This is a genomic window from Agrobacterium sp. LAD9 (assembly GCF_003031125.1).
Classification (GTDB): Bacteria; Pseudomonadota; Alphaproteobacteria; order Rhizobiales; family Rhizobiaceae; genus Agrobacterium; species Agrobacterium radiobacter.
The window spans coordinates 402,849-417,454 of record NZ_PHGS01000009.1 but is presented as its reverse complement, the minus strand read 5'-3'; the positions used below and the strand labels follow the sequence as shown (position 1 = coordinate 417,454).

Here is a 14,606-nt window from a genome sequence, read left to right as displayed (position 1 = left end):
TTAATGAAGTCCATTATTTCGCTGATGGCGGCTTGTGCCATCGGTGCTGCTTCTTTCGCAGTGCCGGCTTTTGCACAGGACAAGGGTTCCGTTGGTATCGCCATGCCGACCAAGTCGTCCGCACGCTGGATCGACGACGGCAACAACATCGTGAAGCAGCTTCAGGAAGCCGGTTACACGACCGACCTGCAGTATGCCGATGACGATATTCCGAACCAGCTTTCCCAGATCGAAAACATGGTCACCAAGGGCGTCAAGGTCCTCGTGATCGCATCGATCGACGGCACGACGCTGTCGGACGTCCTGAAGCAGGCTGGCGAGCAGGGCATCAAGGTCATCGCTTATGACCGCCTGATCCGTAACAGCGGCGACGTCAGCTACTACGCAACCTTCGACAACTTCCAGGTTGGCGTTCAGCAGGCAACTTCGATCACCGACAAGCTTGGCCTGAAGGACGGCAAGGGCCCGTTCAACATCGAGCTGTTCGGCGGCTCTCCTGACGACAACAACGCGTTCTTCTTCTATGACGGCGCAATGTCGGTTCTCCAGCCTTACATCGACAGCGGCAAGCTCGTCGTGAAGTCCGGCCAGACCGGCATGGACAAGGTCGGTACGCTGCGTTGGGATCCGGCAACGGCCCAGGCCCGCATGGACAACCTTCTTTCCGCTTATTACACCGACGCCAAGGTTGACGCTGTTCTGTCGCCTTACGACGGTCTCTCCATCGGCATCATCTCCTCGCTGAAGGGCGTGGGTTATGGCACGAAGGACCAGCCGCTGCCGGTCGTTTCCGGTCAGGACGCTGAAGTTCCGTCGGTCAAGTCGATCATTGCAGGCGAACAGTATTCCACCATCTTCAAGGACACCCGCGAACTCGCCAAGGTGACCGTGAACATGGTCAACGCTGTTCTGCAGGGCAAGGAGCCGGAAGTGAACGACACCAAGACCTATGAAAATGGCGTCAAGGTCGTTCCGTCCTACCTCCTGAAGCCGGTTGCCGTTACCAAGGAGAACTACAAGCAGGTTCTCGTCGATGGCGGTTACTACAAGGAAGACCAGCTGAAATAAGCTGAAGACACATGCGGGGATGACTTGGCGTCATCCCCGTTTTTCCATAAAAATAAAAACGCCGGAATTAATCGGGCGCTGGATTGCGATATGGCCAATACCATTCTCGAAATGCGGAACATCACCAAGACGTTTCCGGGCGTGAAAGCGCTTGAGAACGTCAACCTCAAGGTTAAGGAGGGTGAGATCCACGCACTCGTCGGTGAGAACGGCGCGGGGAAGTCGACCTTGATGAAGGTCCTTTCCGGTGTTTACCCCGCCGGCACCTATGAGGGCGAAATCCACTATGAAGGCGCAGTGCGGAATTTTCGCGCCATCAACGACAGTGAAGATATTGGTATCATCATCATTCACCAGGAGCTGGCGCTCGTGCCGCTTCTGTCGATTGCGGAAAACATCTTCCTTGGCAATGAGGTCGCTTCGAACGGCGTCATCAGCTGGCAGCAGACCTTCAACCGTACCCGCGAACTTCTAAAGAAGGTGGGTCTGAAGGAATCGCCGGAGACGCTGATCACCGATATCGGCGTTGGCAAGCAGCAGCTGGTCGAAATCGCCAAGGCGCTGTCGAAGAGCGTGAAGCTGCTCATCCTCGATGAGCCGACGGCTTCGCTCAACGAAAGCGATTCCGAGGCGTTGCTGAACCTGTTGATGGAATTCCGCAAGCAGGGCATGACCTCGATCATCATCACCCACAAGCTCAACGAAGTGCGCAAGGTGGCCGACCAGATCACCGTGCTGCGCGACGGCATGACGGTGAAGACGCTCGACTGTCACGAGGAAGAGATCAGCGAGGATGTCATCATCCGCAACATGGTGGGGCGCGATCTTGAAGATCGTTATCCGCCGCGCGAAGTGCCGATCGGCGAGACCATTCTCGAAGTCAAGAACTGGAACGCCTATCACCAGCAGCATCGCGACCGCCAGGTTCTGCATGATATCAACGTCACCGTGCGCAAGGGCGAAGTCGTCGGCATCGCCGGTCTGATGGGGGCAGGGCGCACCGAATTTGCGATGAGCGTGTTCGGCAAGTCCTATGGCCACAAGATCAGCGGCGAAGTGCTGATCGACGGCAAGCCCGTTGACGTCAGCACCGTGCGCAAGGCGATCGATGCCGGTCTTGCCTATGTGACGGAAGACCGCAAGCATCTCGGTCTCGTGCTCAACGACAACATCCTGCACAATACCACGCTCGCCAATCTGGCCGGCGTATCGAATGCCAGCATCATCGACGACATCAAGGAAATGAAGGTGGCGAGCGATTTCCGCACGCGCCTGCGCATCCGCTCGTCGGGCATCTTCCAGGAAACGGTCAATCTTTCGGGCGGCAACCAGCAGAAGGTTGTGCTCTCCAAGTGGCTGTTCTCCAATCCTGACGTGCTGATCCTCGATGAACCGACCCGCGGTATCGATGTCGGCGCGAAATACGAAATCTACACCATCATCAACCAGCTCGCTGCCGACGGCAAAGGCGTTCTGATGATCTCATCGGAAATGCCCGAACTGCTCGGCAATTGCGACCGCATCTACGTCATGAACGAAGGCCGCATCGTCGCTGAATTGCCGAAGGGAGAGGCGAGCCAGGAAAGCATCATGCGCGCTATCATGCGCTCATGGGAGAAGAACTCATGAGTTCGGCAAACACCACAAACGAAGAAAGCAACGTCATCTCGGTCGGGTCGTATATTCGCTCCAATATCCGCGAATACGGCATGCTGATCGCGCTCGTCGCTATCATGGTTTTCTTCCAGTTCTACACCGGCGGCATCCTGTTCCGCCCTGTGAACCTGACCAACCTCATCCTGCAGAACTCGTTCATCGTCATCATGGCGCTTGGCATGCTGCTTGTCATCGTGGCCGGGCATATCGACCTTTCGGTCGGCTCCATCGTCGCCTTCGTCGGTGCGATCGCGGCCATATTGACCGTGCAATGGGGCATGAACCCATTTCTTGCGGCGCTGATTTGTCTCGTCATCGGCGGTATCATCGGTGCTGCCCAGGGTTACTGGATCGCCTATCACCGCATTCCGTCCTTCATCGTGACGCTGGCGGGCATGCTGGTGTTCCGCGGCCTGACGCTGTTCGTGCTGGGTGGCAAGAACATTGGCCCGTTCCCCACCGATTTCCAGATCATCAGCACCGGCTTCCTGCCTGATATCGGTGGTATCGAAGGTCTGAACACCACCTCGATGATCCTGACATTGCTGATTACGGTCGTGCTGTTCTATCTGGCCTGGCGCCGTCGCGTGGTGAACGTGAAGCATGGCATCGACGTCGAGCCGTTCGGTTTCTTCATTGTGCAGAATCTGCTGATCTCAGGTGCTATCCTGTTCCTGGGTTACCAGCTGTCCACCTATCGCGGCCTGCCGAACGTTCTGATCGTGATGCTGGTTCTGATTGCGCTCTACAGCTTCGTGACGCGCCGCACGACCATTGGCCGCCGCGTCTACGCCATGGGCGGCAATGAAAAGGCGACCAAACTTTCCGGTATCAACACCGAACGCCTGAGCTTCCTGACCTTCGTCAACATGGGCGTGCTGGCCGGTCTTGCCGGCATGATCATCGCGACACGCCTCAATTCGGCAACGCCGAAGGCTGGCGTGGGCTTCGAGCTCGACGTTATCGCGGCCTGCTTCATCGGCGGTGCTTCGGCTTCCGGCGGCGTTGGCAAGATCACCGGTGCGGTCATCGGCGCGTTCATCATGGGCGTCATGAACAACGGCATGTCGATTGTCGGCCTCGGCATCGATTTCCAGCAGATGGTCAAGGGCCTCGTGCTGCTCGCCGCCGTGTTCTTCGACGTCTACAACAAGAACAAGGGCTGATCGGCCCCAACCCTATCGCAGTCAAAAAAGTGGCCGGTTTCCGGCCACTTTCATAAGATGCAGGCGTTATGCGCCGCGTAGAAGAGACAAGGCGCTTTGCGCCGGAGGAAGGAAATCCCGTGCTCATTTCACAGATCAAAGATGCCAGTGGCAAAATCACCGTAGCGGTTCGCGAAGAGGGCGGGCAGGCGCACGCCGTAAAAGGTGCGGAGTCGGTTTACGCACTCGCCATGGAAGCCGCCAATGGCGGCCAGAGCCTTGCCGATGTCATTTCCGCCCATGGTCTGGGCGATGCTGTCGATCTCGAAAAGGCCTATGCCGAAGGTCGCTTCCTGCCGCCGATCACCCATCCCGATCCGGCGCACCTGCATCTGACCGGTACTGGCCTTACCCATCTCGGTTCGGCTGCGACCCGCGACAGCATGCACAAGAAGACCACGGAAGCCGCCGAGGAAAGCCTGACGGATTCCATGAAGATGTTCCGCATGGGTCTCGAAAACGGCAAGCCCAAGGCCGGCGAAAAGGGCGTTCAGCCCGAGTGGTTCTACAAGGGCAACGGCCATGTGGCGGCGGCACCGGGCGCGGCACTCACCTCTCCGTCCTTCGCGCTTGATGGCGGCGAAGAGCCGGAAATGGCCGGCATCTACGTGATTTCCGACAAGGGTGAAGCGGTGCGCATCGGCTTTGCCGTCTCGAACGAGTTTTCCGATCACGTCACCGAGCGGATCAACTATCTCTACCTCGCCCATTCCAAGCTGCGCCCGGCAAGCTTCGGCCCGGAAATCCGCGTCGGTGCTCCGCCATCGGATATTCGCGGCACCTCGCGCATCCGCCGCGGCGACAAGGTGATTTTCGAAAAGCCGTTCGTTTCGGGTGAGGACAACATGTCCCACACCTTCGCGAACCTTGAATATCACCACTTCAAATACGGCCTGTTCCGTGCACCGGGCGATGTGCATGTGCACATGTTCGGCACCGCGACGCTCTCCTTTGCCGAAGGCGTCAAGCCGGAAGCGGGTGATGTCTTCGAAATCGAGGCCGCCGGTTTCGGCTTGCCGCTGAAGAACCCGCTGGCCGTTGATGCGGAAGAAGAGATCACTGTTCGGCAGATTTGATCTGCGCGTTACGTGAAGTTGGTCGAGGGGGCGCCTTGCTCTCCCTCGGCGTCATCCTTGGGCTTGACCCGAGGATCCACATCCGATCGATTTTACGCGACGTGGATAGATCCTCGGGTCAAGCCCGAAGATGACGCTTGATGAGAGCTTTTTTATAGCATTATCCCGTTCGCAACTTTCAAGCGCTTGCCTTAGCCGAACTCCCACAGCTTGCCTTCAGGTGCGAAACATCCGCTAAAGCAACAACGGAGCGACTTTGCCAGTAGTCGTCTTGTCTTAGGTGCGTAATGCAGCCAGAACGCGCCGGAAAGCTGGCATAGCCGACGCTTTCTATTGGCATCTTGATCCATGCCGCGATGACGAAGGTAAGAGCGAAGCCATGGGTAACGATGACCTGCGTGGGGCATGGCCGCGATATAATGGTGTTTACAGAGCGATACACTCTTTCCGCCACCTCACGTCTCGTTTCGCCATCAGCAATTCCGCCGCGGTGATCCATCCGGTTGTGCTCAGGGGCGGGTATTTGACGGGCGTCGAGCCATTCCTGTGGCATGCCGCCGGCCGAACCGTAGCTGATTTCCCGTAGGTCAGGTGTGGTTTCAAAAGGGCGCTTGAGGTGTTCAGCAAGGATTGCCGCAGTCTGGGAGGCCCGGAGAAGATCGGAACTGAAGATTTCGATTGAGGCGCTGTCGATCAAGGCCACAAGTCTGGCGGCTGTCGCTTCCGCATCGGCCCTGCCCTTGGGTGTCAGTTCGGTATCATACCAGCCCCCGACCTTGTTCTCGACATGGTGGACGGACTGAGTGTGCGTGACGACAAAAATGTTCTTCATAGCGCTTCTTCCGCGTATTAGTTGGGCTCACCCAATCCCCCATAGCTTGCCTTCACCCACCTCCACCGAATTGCCCGCGGGATCGCGGATGTAGACGGAATAGCTGTCATTCGGCCAGCGGTGATAGTGCTCGACGGGAATTCCAAGCGCTTCGAAACGAGCCTTCCAGCCGTCCACTTCCGACTTGTCCTTCGCGTAAAAACAGAAATGGCCTTGCCCCACCGCACCGTGGCGGGGGATCGGATTGTCGGGGTCGGCCCGGCGGGATTGCTGGGGGTCGAAGATCAGCAGCATCTGCTGCCCGCATCTGAAGAAGATGAATTGCCCGGGCAGCCTGCGCACCACCTCCAGCCCGAAGACATCCCGATAAAAGGCCTCGGCGGCATCGAGATCATCGGCGTAAATCGCGGTTTCCATAAGGGCGGCTGGTGGGCGCATGGTTTCCTCCGGTAGTCCATGGGCTGTCCGGCGCGGGGACAGACGGCTTTAAATTTTCGCGCTGTAGGTCAGCACCGTCAGGTCGTGTTTGCCGACACCACGTTCCAGAACGGTCCAGCCGCAACCGGTGTAATAAGTTTCCAGATCGCGCTGGCAGCAGAGATAGCTGGTCTCGTGGCCGAGTTCGGCGGCCCTTTGTGTTGCCGCCTGCATGAGCGCCCGGGCCACGCCTGAGCGCCGGCGATCTTCCTCCACCCAAAGGGCGGCGACCCAGGGAAGATATTGCGGCCGCTCTTCCAGATCGCAATGGATGAGGAAGGCGGAGCCGACATAGTCGTCGCCGTCATGGGCAACGAAACCGGTGGGCAGCGTATGGGGGTTGGTCATGTCTTTCAGGTGTTCGGCGACGTCGCCCACCTGAAGACCGCTATCCTGCCACCATGCCGTCCAGACCCGCTCGGCGATGACGGGTCCATGCGACTGGCAGTCGCGATAGTCGGAAATGCTGTACAAGGCCGTCTCCCGGCCGGCTTTCCTCCCGCGGGCGGAAGCCGGATCATGCTTTCAAATCGATGCGGAGATTAAACCGGGTAGGAAGGGGTTTCGCAACCGCCAACTTGTCGCGCCGGATCAGGATTTCGTTGCAGTCACATGCAGCCATGCGGTCGGGAGATTGTCGTAACCGCTGCCCTGCCGCGCCTCGATCTCCACCGCCGTCCAGTCAAACTGTCCGTAAACGTCTTTCAGCCAAGGCTTCGAAGGATAATTGTAATAACGGCCGAACATGTCGCGTCCTTCCGTCTCTCCCGCCTTGAAGCTGGCATAAAAAACGCCGCCCTGTTTCAGCGCCGTGTGGATACGGCCGATAATGCCCGGCAGGGCGGGACGGGGCACATGCAGCAGGCAGGCATTGGCCCAGACACCGTCATATCGCTCACGCTCATCGATATTCTCGAACAGCAATGTCCTGACGGAAATGCCGAGCCGGGTTTCCGCCGCTTTCGCGATGTCAGGCGTTCCATCGGTGGGATGAACGTCGAAACCGGCGGCCAGCATGAATTCGCTGTCCTGACCACCGCCGCATCCCAGTTCGAGAATGCTTGCGCCCTCTGGCAAGCGCGCCAGAAATGTCTCCAGATACGGGCGGTCCGCCGCCTGTCCCCGTGATGTATAGGCTGCGGCATTATCAGTATAAAAGCCGATTGTATCGTCGTCCTTGCCGGCCATCATTTCAGCTCTGTGACTGGCTCTGCGACTGCTGCACGGTGACCGAAACGCTCAGCGTCTCGCCCGCCGGGCCGATGCGCATTCCTGATATCGGCGCGCAGTCGCGGTAGCAGAGACCGGATGCGATGCGCACATAACGGTCGTCGGGGCAGATATTGTTGGCGGCGTCGAAGCCCACCCAGCCCAGCCCCTGAAGATGCACCTCGGCCCAGGCGTGGGTGGCGGTCTGTTCCTCCACCTCTTCCATCATCAGATAACCGGAAATATAACGCGCGGGCAGGCCCATCAGCCGGGCGGCGGAAATCAGGATATGGGCATGGTCCTGGCAGACGCCCTTGCCCGCTTCCAGCGCCGTTTCCGCCGTGGTTTCGATGTCGGTCGAGCCGGGAACATAGTCCACCTTGTCGTGAATATTCTCCATGAGGTTATGCAGGCGGGCAAGCTCGGTTTCGCCCACGCTCACCTTCACCAGTTCGCGCACAAGCTTTCCCGGTTTCGTGCGCGGTGTTTCCCGCAGGAACAGCCAGAGCGGTGCATTGCCGATGTGGTGCCCGACAACGCCGGCCTTGTCCTGCGTGCTCACCGTGCCGCTTGCCACGACCTTCACCCGCTTTTGCGGGCCTTCGGTTTCCACCAGCGCGACACGGTTGCTGAAATGGTCGTCATAGGTCACTTCGACGGTGGCGCCATCGACAGAGACATCCCAGTCCTCCACCGTCTGGCTCGGGCCGGTCTGCGGTGTCAGGCGCAGCCGCTGCAATGCATAGGGCATCGGCTCGTCATAGACATATTCCGTCGTATGGGTGATTTTCAGACGCATAAGCTGTTCCCGTCCACGCGCTTATTGATAGAAGCGGTAGCCTTCCGTGATTTCCTGTCCCAATTGTCCGTTGCGGTTGACAAATCTCTCCAGAAATTCGTGCAAGCCCTCATCCATCACCCGGCCGATGGTGGTCGTGCGCAGGCTGTCGCGAATGCTCTCGGCCGTGTCATGCGCCTTGTGCCTCTCGCTGTAGTCCTCGGCGATGTAGTTGAGGTTGCTGGCGATCTTTTCATAACAATAGGCAAGCGAGCGCGGCATGCGGCCGTTGAGAATGAGGAAGTCGGCAATATTGGACGGCTTGTATTCCGCATCATAGACCCAGCCATAGGAGCGGTGGGCCGAGACCGAGCGCAGGATGGATTCCCACTGCGCATTGTCGAGCGACGACCCCACATGCGCCACCGCCGGCAGCAGCACGTAATATTTGACATCGAGAATGCGGGCGGTGTTGTCGGCGCGCTCGATGAAGGTGCCGATGCGGGAGAAATTATAGAGATCGTTGCGCAGCATCGAACCGTGGAAAGCGCCGCGCACCAGACCGGCGCGATGTTTGATGACGTCGATGGTCTGCGGCAGCTCGGCGTGGCTGAGCTTGCGGCCGAGGATGTTTTTCAGCTCGATCCAGAATTCGTTGGTGGCTTCCCATGTCTCGCGCGTCAGCGCCGTGCGTACCATGCGGGCATTGTTGCGGCCCGCCTCGATGCAGGACATGACGCTGGAGGGGTTGGCCTTGTCCCGCAACAGATAATCGATCGCATTCGCCGCCGTTACCTTCTCGCGCGTTTCGAGAAATTCGTCGTGCACGCCGGCGCTTTGCAACACGCCGTCCCAGTCCTCATCGCCGCTGCCGCTGCGCGTCAATGAAACGCGCAGGCCCGCATCGATAAGCCGGGCGATGTTTTCAGCGCGCTCGATATACCGGAACATCCAGTAGAGCCCGTTTGCCGTTCTGCCCAGCATGGCTTAATCCTCCAGTACCCATGTATCCTTGGTGCCGCCGCCCTGGCTGGAATTGACCACGAGTGAGCCCTGCTTGAGGGCAACACGGGTCAGGCCGCCGGGAATGATCTGCACCTTATCCGAGACAAGCACATAGGGACGCAGATCGACATGGCGCGGCGCGATGCCGTTTTTCACCATGATCGGCACGGTGGAGAGCGAAAGTGTCGGCTGCGCAATATAGTTCGAGGGGCGGGCTTTCAGCTTTTCGGCAAAAAGCGCCCGTTCCTTTTTCGATGCGGTGGGGCCGACAAGCATGCCGTAACCGCCCGAACCGTGGACCTCCTTGACGACGAGATCGGCAAGGTTGTCGAGAACGTATTTCAGGCTGTCCGGCTCCGAACAGCGCCAGGTCGGCACGTTTTCGAGAAGCGGCTTGCGGCCGGTATAGAACTCGACGATCTCGGGCATGTAGGAATAGATCGCCTTGTCATCGGAAATGCCGGTGCCGGGCGCATTGGCAATGGTGATGTTGCCGGCGCGATAGACATCCATGATGCCCGGCACGCCGAGCGCCGAATCCGGCCGGAAGGTCAGCGGATCGAGGAAATCATCATCGACGCGGCGGTAGAGCACGTCGATCGCTTCGTAGCCGCGCGTGGTGCGCATCTTGACCTTGCCGTCCATGACGCGCAGGTCGGAGCCTTCCACCAGTTCCACGCCCATCATGTCGGCGAGGAAGGAGTGCTCGTAATAGGCGGAATTATAGATGCCGGGCGTCAGCACCGCGACGCGCGGCTTGCCGGAACAGCCGGGCGGTGCGAGCGAAGCGAGCGACTGGCGCAGCAGATAGGGGTAATCCTCCACCCGGCGCACGCGGTTTTCGTGGAAGAGTTCCGGGAACATCTGCATCATCGTCTCGCGGTTTTCCAGCATGTAGCTGACACCGGAGGGGGTGCGGGCATTGTCTTCCAGAACGTAGAACTGGTCTTCGCCGGTGCGGACAATGTCAGTGCCGACAATATGGGTGTAGACGCCGCCGGGCGGAGTGAAGCCGATCATTTCCGGCAGGAAGGCTTCGTTTTTCTCGATGATTTCGCGGGGAATGCGCCCGGCGCGGATGATTTCCTGCTTATGGTAGATATCGTCGAGGAAAGCATTGAGGGCGAGAACGCGCTGTTCGATGCCCTGGGCCAGTTTGCGCCACTCGCGGCCGGAGATGATGCGCGGGATGATATCGAAGGGGATCAGTTTTTCTGAACTATCGGCATGGCCATAGACTGCGAAAGTAATACCGGTTTTCCGAAAGATGTTTTCCGCGTCTTTTGATTTCTGGATCAGGTGAGCCCTGTCCTGTCGGCTGTACCACTCGTTATAGTTTTCATATGGGCTTCGCGGCGTGTCGTCCGCATTTATCATTTCGTCAAATGCCAACTTCGATGTCCCCTTTTTTGCCATATGAATACAACGCCAAATGCAATGCAAGAACTATGCAGGCCTCCCCGAGAAGATTTTTTACCGCCCTAGAGTTTTAAAAAAGAAGCGTTTTTTCGGTTTCAGCCTATAAATGCGGCATCGGCAAATTGGTTGCGCGGTGACGAGGGGTGTAATGGCGTGGTGGCGCTGTGTGCGCCGTGGGCGAATGCATAAATTTTGTTCGTTCGCTTTCGGTTGATGAATATCCGGCGTCACATCAGAAAATCTGAAAGATGCGATCACGAAAACGCCTTTGACCTTGGGTCGGGATGCGGATACCGCCATGCTGATACCCGGTTCGATCATTCGCCGGTTTGCGTGAAGCCGCAGAAATATCAATTCGCCGCCTGTCCCGGTTACGGCATCATGCGGCACAGTGGATGTTCCCATGTCGCTCGACCGTCTGGCTCCGGCCATCTTCGTCTTTCTCTGGTCGACCGGCTGGGTCACCGCCAAATATGCGGTCTATTATACCGGGCCGCTGACCTTTCTCTGTCTGCGCTATCTTCTGGCGGGAGCGCTGCTGTGGGCGATCTGCCGCTTTTCCTCCATCCAGTGGCCGCAGCGGCGCGTCGACCTTTTCCGGGCGATCTTGTCCGGTGTCTTCCTGCACGGTCTTTATCTCGGCATGATCTGGTGGGCGATCGGGCAGGGCGTGCCGGCGGCGATCGGCGGCATCATCGCCGGTCTGCAGCCGCTGATGACGGCGGTGGCTGCCCGCTACATGATCGGCGAGAAAATCTCGCCCTTGCAGCGCGCGGGCCTATTGCTTGGATTTGTGGGCATCGCCATTGCCGTGCTGCCGAAGGTCATGGCGACGGGCGCATTCGGCCTCTCCGTGCCGCTTTACGCCGTGGCGGTGAATGTGCTGGGCATGACGTCGGTTACCTATGGCACCCTCTACCAGAAGAAATATGTCCATGGCGGAAACATCATGGCGGTGGCAACGCTGCAATATGTCGGTGCGCTGTTTGTCACCGTTCCCTTCGCGCTTTTGCTGGAGGATGGACATGTGGACTGGAGCCTCGGCCTTGCTGCCACGCTCGCCTGGTCCGTGGGTGCGATCTCCATTGGCGCCGTGGCGCTGCTTCTTTATCTGATCCGGCGCGGGCAGGTCTCGCGGGCCGCTTCGCTGATCTATCTCGTGCCGCCGCTTGCGGCCGTGGAAGCCGCGCTGCTTTTCGGCGAAACACTGACACCAGCCATGATTGCCGGCACTGTTTTGGCGGTGACGGGGGTCTATCTCGCCAACCGCAAACCTGCCGCAACGGTTGTTGTACGTTAATTACTACAACCGCATATTAGGGGTTTGTTAACCATAAAATTATACCTCTCGTTAATCCAAAGATTTGGCGGGGGTTACATGTCTATTTCACGTCGTGGTGTTCTGTTCGGATTGCCGCTGTTTCTGGCCGGCTGCGCCAATACGGGTATTGGCCAGCAAAGGCTGAATTATGGGGCAAAGCCGGAAGAGAAATTCCCGCTTCCCGCCATGCATCTCGATAAGGTCAAGCCGGAGCTCCGCCGGCAGGAAGTCACTTACGACACCAGACACCCGGCCGGAACGGTTGTGGTGGATACGCCGGCGCGGCGGCTCTATTACGTTCTGGGCGATGGTCGCGCCATGCGCTACGGCGTCGGTGTCGGTCGTCAGGGCCTTGCGCTGAAGGGCGATGCCTATATCGGCCGCAAGGCGGAATGGCCGTCCTGGACGCCGACCGCCAATATGATGCGCCGTGATCCGCGCAATCTGAAATTCGCCGCCGGCATGCCCGGTGGCCCCAGCAATCCGCTCGGCGCACGCGCGCTCTACCTCTATCGCGGCGGCAACGACACCATGTTCCGTCTGCATGGCACCAACCAGCCGCAATCCATCGGCCACGCCATGTCGAGCGGCTGCATCCGCATGCTGAACCACGATATCATCGATCTCTACAGCCGCGTGCCGGTGGGTTCGAAGGTCGTCGTCTTGCAGGCGTGACGTAAAGGCGGATTTTTCCGCCTTTTCCACGCAAGAAAATGCCTGTACCCTTGAGTTGATTTTTTCGGCGGAAGGCCAATTTTATGCTGGAAAATCAACCATGTGTAGAATGCCTCCCTTTAGGTATTTAAGGGAGTTCTGCTATATCGGAAACGTGATTTCCGGTGTTCGAGACGTGTATCCATAAAGGCTTAAATGCGCTGTATCGAGCGCGGCATCACTTCAACGGGGACACATGACCATGGCAACTTTCGACTCTCTCTCCCGCTATCGCCCGCAGGCACTCGGGGCGCTGCGCATCATGACGGCGCTGCTTTTCATTGCGCATGGAACGCAGAAGCTGTTCGGTTTTCCGGCATCGCAGATGGATGGCTCCCTGCCGACGATGCTGCTGGTGGCGGCGCTTCTGGAACTCATCGGCGGCGTTCTCGTGCTGATCGGTCTGTTCACGCGCCCGGTCGCCTTCATCCTGTCGGGCCAGATGGCGGTTGCCTATTTCATGGCGCACGCGCCGAGCAACTTCTTCCCGGCCCTGAACGGTGGTGATGCCGCCATCCTGTTCTGCTTCATCTTCCTCTATCTGTTTGTTGCCGGTCCGGGTGCTTTCTCGGTGGATGAGCGCCGGGCCTGATCTGCCCGAACTGTCATCGATCTCTTTTGCCGAAGCTCCGCATGGTCACGCCGTGCGGAGCTTCTTTTTTTGAAAAGGATTGAAACTTCGGCCGCGGCCGAAGCATCGAAGCTTGTTTTCGGGTTAGAACGCGCCATCCTGAACGCAGTAGGAAAATCGATCCGTGACCCCTCAGAACACCATCACCCGCGAATTGCTGCTTCTCGCCCTGCTGTCCACGCTGTGGGCTGCATCCTACACTTTCATCAAGATCGGGGTGGTGACGATACCGCCCATCACCTTCATCGCATTGCGCACGCTGATTGCCGGTCTGCTGCTCTACGTGGTGATCCGGTTGCGCGGGCTGCGCCTGCCCACGGATTTTGCGACGTGGCGGCTGTTCTTCATTCAGGCCTGTATCAACAGCGTTCTGCCCTTCACGCTGATTGCCTGGGCGGAGCAGAGCATCGATGCCGGTCTCGCCGTCATTCTCAATGCGACGACGCCGATCTTCACCTTTCTTCTCACAGCGCTTGTGATCCGGCACGAGCCGGTCAGCGGGCGCAAGCTGTTTGGCACCATCGCCGGCATGACGGGCGTGTGCCTCATCATCGGTGTCGAAGCCTTAAGCGGTGCGGGGGAGGCGATATGGAGCCAGCTCGCCGTGCTGACGGCAGCTTTTTCCTATGCCTGCGCGGCCATTTTCAGTAAAAATTTCAAAGGGCTTGATCCGGTCATGCCGGCCGCCGGTTCACTCATCTGCGGTGCTGTCCTGCTATTGCCCGTGAGCCTGATCGTTGACCGACCCTGGACGTTGTCGCCTTCGGCGGCGTCACTGACCGCACTGGTGTGCCTCAGCGTCTTTTCGACCGCGCTCGCCTTCATGATCTATTTCCGGCTGATGCAGACGCTTGGTTCGGTCGGCACCACCTCGCAGGCCTATCTCAGGGTGCCGGTCGGCGTCGCCATCGGCATGGCGTTTCTGGGGGAGATGCCGACGCCTGCCATGTGGGTCGGTCTTGTCTGCGTCATTGCCGGTGTGCTGGCCATGACCCTGCCGTCAAGGCGTCGTCGGGTCGTGCAGGGTGGGTGAGGGGGAAACAAAGCCCCGTTAGCCGGGTGGCTTCTGCATGCGCTCCCTCATTCCTGTGCTTGTCACAGGGATCCAGCCAGCCCAAGGCCTTGGGCTGGCTGGATCCCTGTGACAAGCACAGGGATGAGGCCTATAGACATTAGGTCGAGACCGGACTTCTCCGCCTTACAGACGAAAAAGCC

Annotated in this window: 15 protein-coding genes; 8 read left to right on the top strand and 7 right to left on the bottom strand. The window is 58.7% G+C overall.

Going from position 1 to position 14,606, the window contains the following annotated elements; translation table 11 throughout:
• Positions 1–3: 3 nt before the first annotated feature.
• The 4 genes from chvE to araD1 all read left to right on the top strand — a co-directional run bounded on the left by chvE (position 4) and on the right by araD1 (position 5,005).
• Complete coding sequence (gene chvE / locus DA915_RS11740) at positions 4–1,068, top strand: sugar ABC transporter substrate-binding protein ChvE (protein WP_107675882.1); 1,065 nt, start codon at positions 4–6, stop codon at positions 1,066–1,068.
• A gap of 90 nt (positions 1,069–1,158) precedes the next feature.
• Positions 1,159–2,697 (top strand): sugar ABC transporter ATP-binding protein GguA, encoded by a 1,539-nt coding sequence (gguA, locus tag DA915_RS11735; protein WP_107675881.1) that lies wholly within the window; start codon positions 1,159–1,161, stop codon positions 2,695–2,697.
• Positions 2,694–3,890, top strand: a complete 1,197-nt coding sequence (gene gguB, locus DA915_RS11730) for a sugar ABC transporter permease GguB (RefSeq protein WP_020809403.1) — start codon at positions 2,694–2,696, stop codon at positions 3,888–3,890. Before gguA ends, gguB begins: the two co-directional genes overlap by 4 nt.
• A 119-nt stretch (positions 3,891–4,009) precedes the next feature.
• Complete coding sequence (araD1, locus tag DA915_RS11725) at positions 4,010–5,005, top strand: 2-keto-3-deoxy-L-arabinonate dehydratase AraD1 (protein ID WP_192886470.1); 996 nt, start codon at positions 4,010–4,012, stop codon at positions 5,003–5,005.
• Between the two features lie 178 nt (positions 5,006–5,183).
• Here araD1 and DA915_RS11720 read toward each other — a convergent pair whose 3' ends face one another.
• The 7 genes from DA915_RS11720 to DA915_RS11690 form a co-directional block, all read right to left on the bottom strand.
• A complete protein-coding gene (locus tag DA915_RS11720; protein WP_080866367.1) occupies positions 5,184–5,837 on the bottom strand; it encodes a histidine phosphatase family protein in 654 nt (217 codons plus the stop codon).
• Positions 5,838–5,864: 27 nt separating this feature from the next.
• The gene (locus tag DA915_RS11715) at positions 5,865–6,275 is read right to left on the bottom strand and encodes a VOC family protein (protein WP_080866366.1); all 411 of its coding nucleotides are present in this window, start codon (positions 6,273–6,275) and stop codon (positions 5,865–5,867) included.
• A gap of 48 nt (positions 6,276–6,323) precedes the next feature.
• The gene (locus DA915_RS11710) at positions 6,324–6,788 is read right to left on the bottom strand and encodes a GNAT family N-acetyltransferase (protein WP_020011468.1); all 465 of its coding nucleotides are present in this window, start codon (positions 6,786–6,788) and stop codon (positions 6,324–6,326) included.
• Positions 6,789–6,905: 117 nt separating this feature from the next.
• Entirely contained in the window at positions 6,906–7,502 is a 597-nt protein-coding gene (locus DA915_RS11705; protein WP_107675935.1) for a bifunctional 2-polyprenyl-6-hydroxyphenol methylase/3-demethylubiquinol 3-O-methyltransferase UbiG, read from the bottom strand.
• Positions 7,503–7,506: 4 nt separating this feature from the next.
• Entirely contained in the window at positions 7,507–8,322 is an 816-nt protein-coding gene (locus tag DA915_RS11700; RefSeq protein WP_107675879.1) for a transglutaminase family protein, read from the bottom strand.
• 21 nt (positions 8,323–8,343) lie between these two features.
• A complete protein-coding gene (locus DA915_RS11695; protein ID WP_003509488.1) occupies positions 8,344–9,285 on the bottom strand; it encodes an alpha-E domain-containing protein in 942 nt (313 codons plus the stop codon).
• A 3-nt stretch (positions 9,286–9,288) separates the two neighbouring features.
• Positions 9,289–10,698 (bottom strand): circularly permuted type 2 ATP-grasp protein, encoded by a 1,410-nt coding sequence (locus DA915_RS11690; protein ID WP_020809408.1) that lies wholly within the window; start codon positions 10,696–10,698, stop codon positions 9,289–9,291.
• A 430-nt stretch (positions 10,699–11,128) separates the two neighbouring features.
• Here DA915_RS11690 and DA915_RS11685 point away from each other — a divergent pair, with 430 nt between their 5' ends.
• The 4 genes from DA915_RS11685 to DA915_RS11670 all read left to right on the top strand — a co-directional run bounded on the left by DA915_RS11685 (position 11,129) and on the right by DA915_RS11670 (position 14,424).
• Positions 11,129–12,025 carry a DMT family transporter gene (locus DA915_RS11685; RefSeq protein WP_107675878.1) on the top strand — a complete coding sequence of 299 codons (897 nt, stop codon included), beginning with the start codon at positions 11,129–11,131 and terminating at the stop codon, positions 12,023–12,025.
• Between the two features lie 78 nt (positions 12,026–12,103).
• Entirely contained in the window at positions 12,104–12,721 is a 618-nt protein-coding gene (locus DA915_RS11680; protein ID WP_003509494.1) for a L,D-transpeptidase, read from the top strand.
• A gap of 241 nt (positions 12,722–12,962) precedes the next feature.
• Complete coding sequence (locus DA915_RS11675) at positions 12,963–13,352, top strand: DoxX family protein (RefSeq protein WP_192886469.1); 390 nt, start codon at positions 12,963–12,965, stop codon at positions 13,350–13,352.
• A gap of 163 nt (positions 13,353–13,515) precedes the next feature.
• Positions 13,516–14,424 (top strand): DMT family transporter, encoded by a 909-nt coding sequence (locus DA915_RS11670; protein WP_107675876.1) that lies wholly within the window; start codon positions 13,516–13,518, stop codon positions 14,422–14,424.
• Positions 14,425–14,606 lie beyond the last annotated feature (182 nt).

Bases quoted from the DNA above. Each gene is read 5' to 3' on its own strand.
- DA915_RS11720 (WP_080866367.1), bottom strand. From the start codon at position 5,837: ATGAAGAACATTTTTGTCGTCACGCACACTCAGTCCGTCCACCATGTC.
- DA915_RS11685 (WP_107675878.1), top strand. From the start codon at position 11,129: ATGTCGCTCGACCGTCTGGCTCCGGCCATCTTCGTCTTTCTCTGGTCG.
- DA915_RS11695 (WP_003509488.1), bottom strand. From the start codon at position 9,285: ATGCTGGGCAGAACGGCAAACGGGCTCTACTGGATGTTCCGGTATATC.
- gguA (WP_107675881.1), top strand. From the start codon at position 1,159: ATGGCCAATACCATTCTCGAAATGCGGAACATCACCAAGACGTTTCCG.
- DA915_RS11675 (WP_192886469.1), top strand. From the start codon at position 12,963: ATGGCAACTTTCGACTCTCTCTCCCGCTATCGCCCGCAGGCACTCGGG.
- chvE (WP_107675882.1), top strand. From the start codon at position 4: ATGAAGTCCATTATTTCGCTGATGGCGGCTTGTGCCATCGGTGCTGCT.
- DA915_RS11700 (WP_107675879.1), bottom strand. From the start codon at position 8,322: ATGCGTCTGAAAATCACCCATACGACGGAATATGTCTATGACGAGCCG.
- gguB (WP_020809403.1), top strand. From the start codon at position 2,694: ATGAGTTCGGCAAACACCACAAACGAAGAAAGCAACGTCATCTCGGTC.
- DA915_RS11680 (WP_003509494.1), top strand. From the start codon at position 12,104: ATGTCTATTTCACGTCGTGGTGTTCTGTTCGGATTGCCGCTGTTTCTG.
- DA915_RS11715 (WP_080866366.1), bottom strand. From the start codon at position 6,275: ATGCGCCCACCAGCCGCCCTTATGGAAACCGCGATTTACGCCGATGAT.
- DA915_RS11705 (WP_107675935.1), bottom strand. From the start codon at position 7,502: ATGGCCGGCAAGGACGACGATACAATCGGCTTTTATACTGATAATGCC.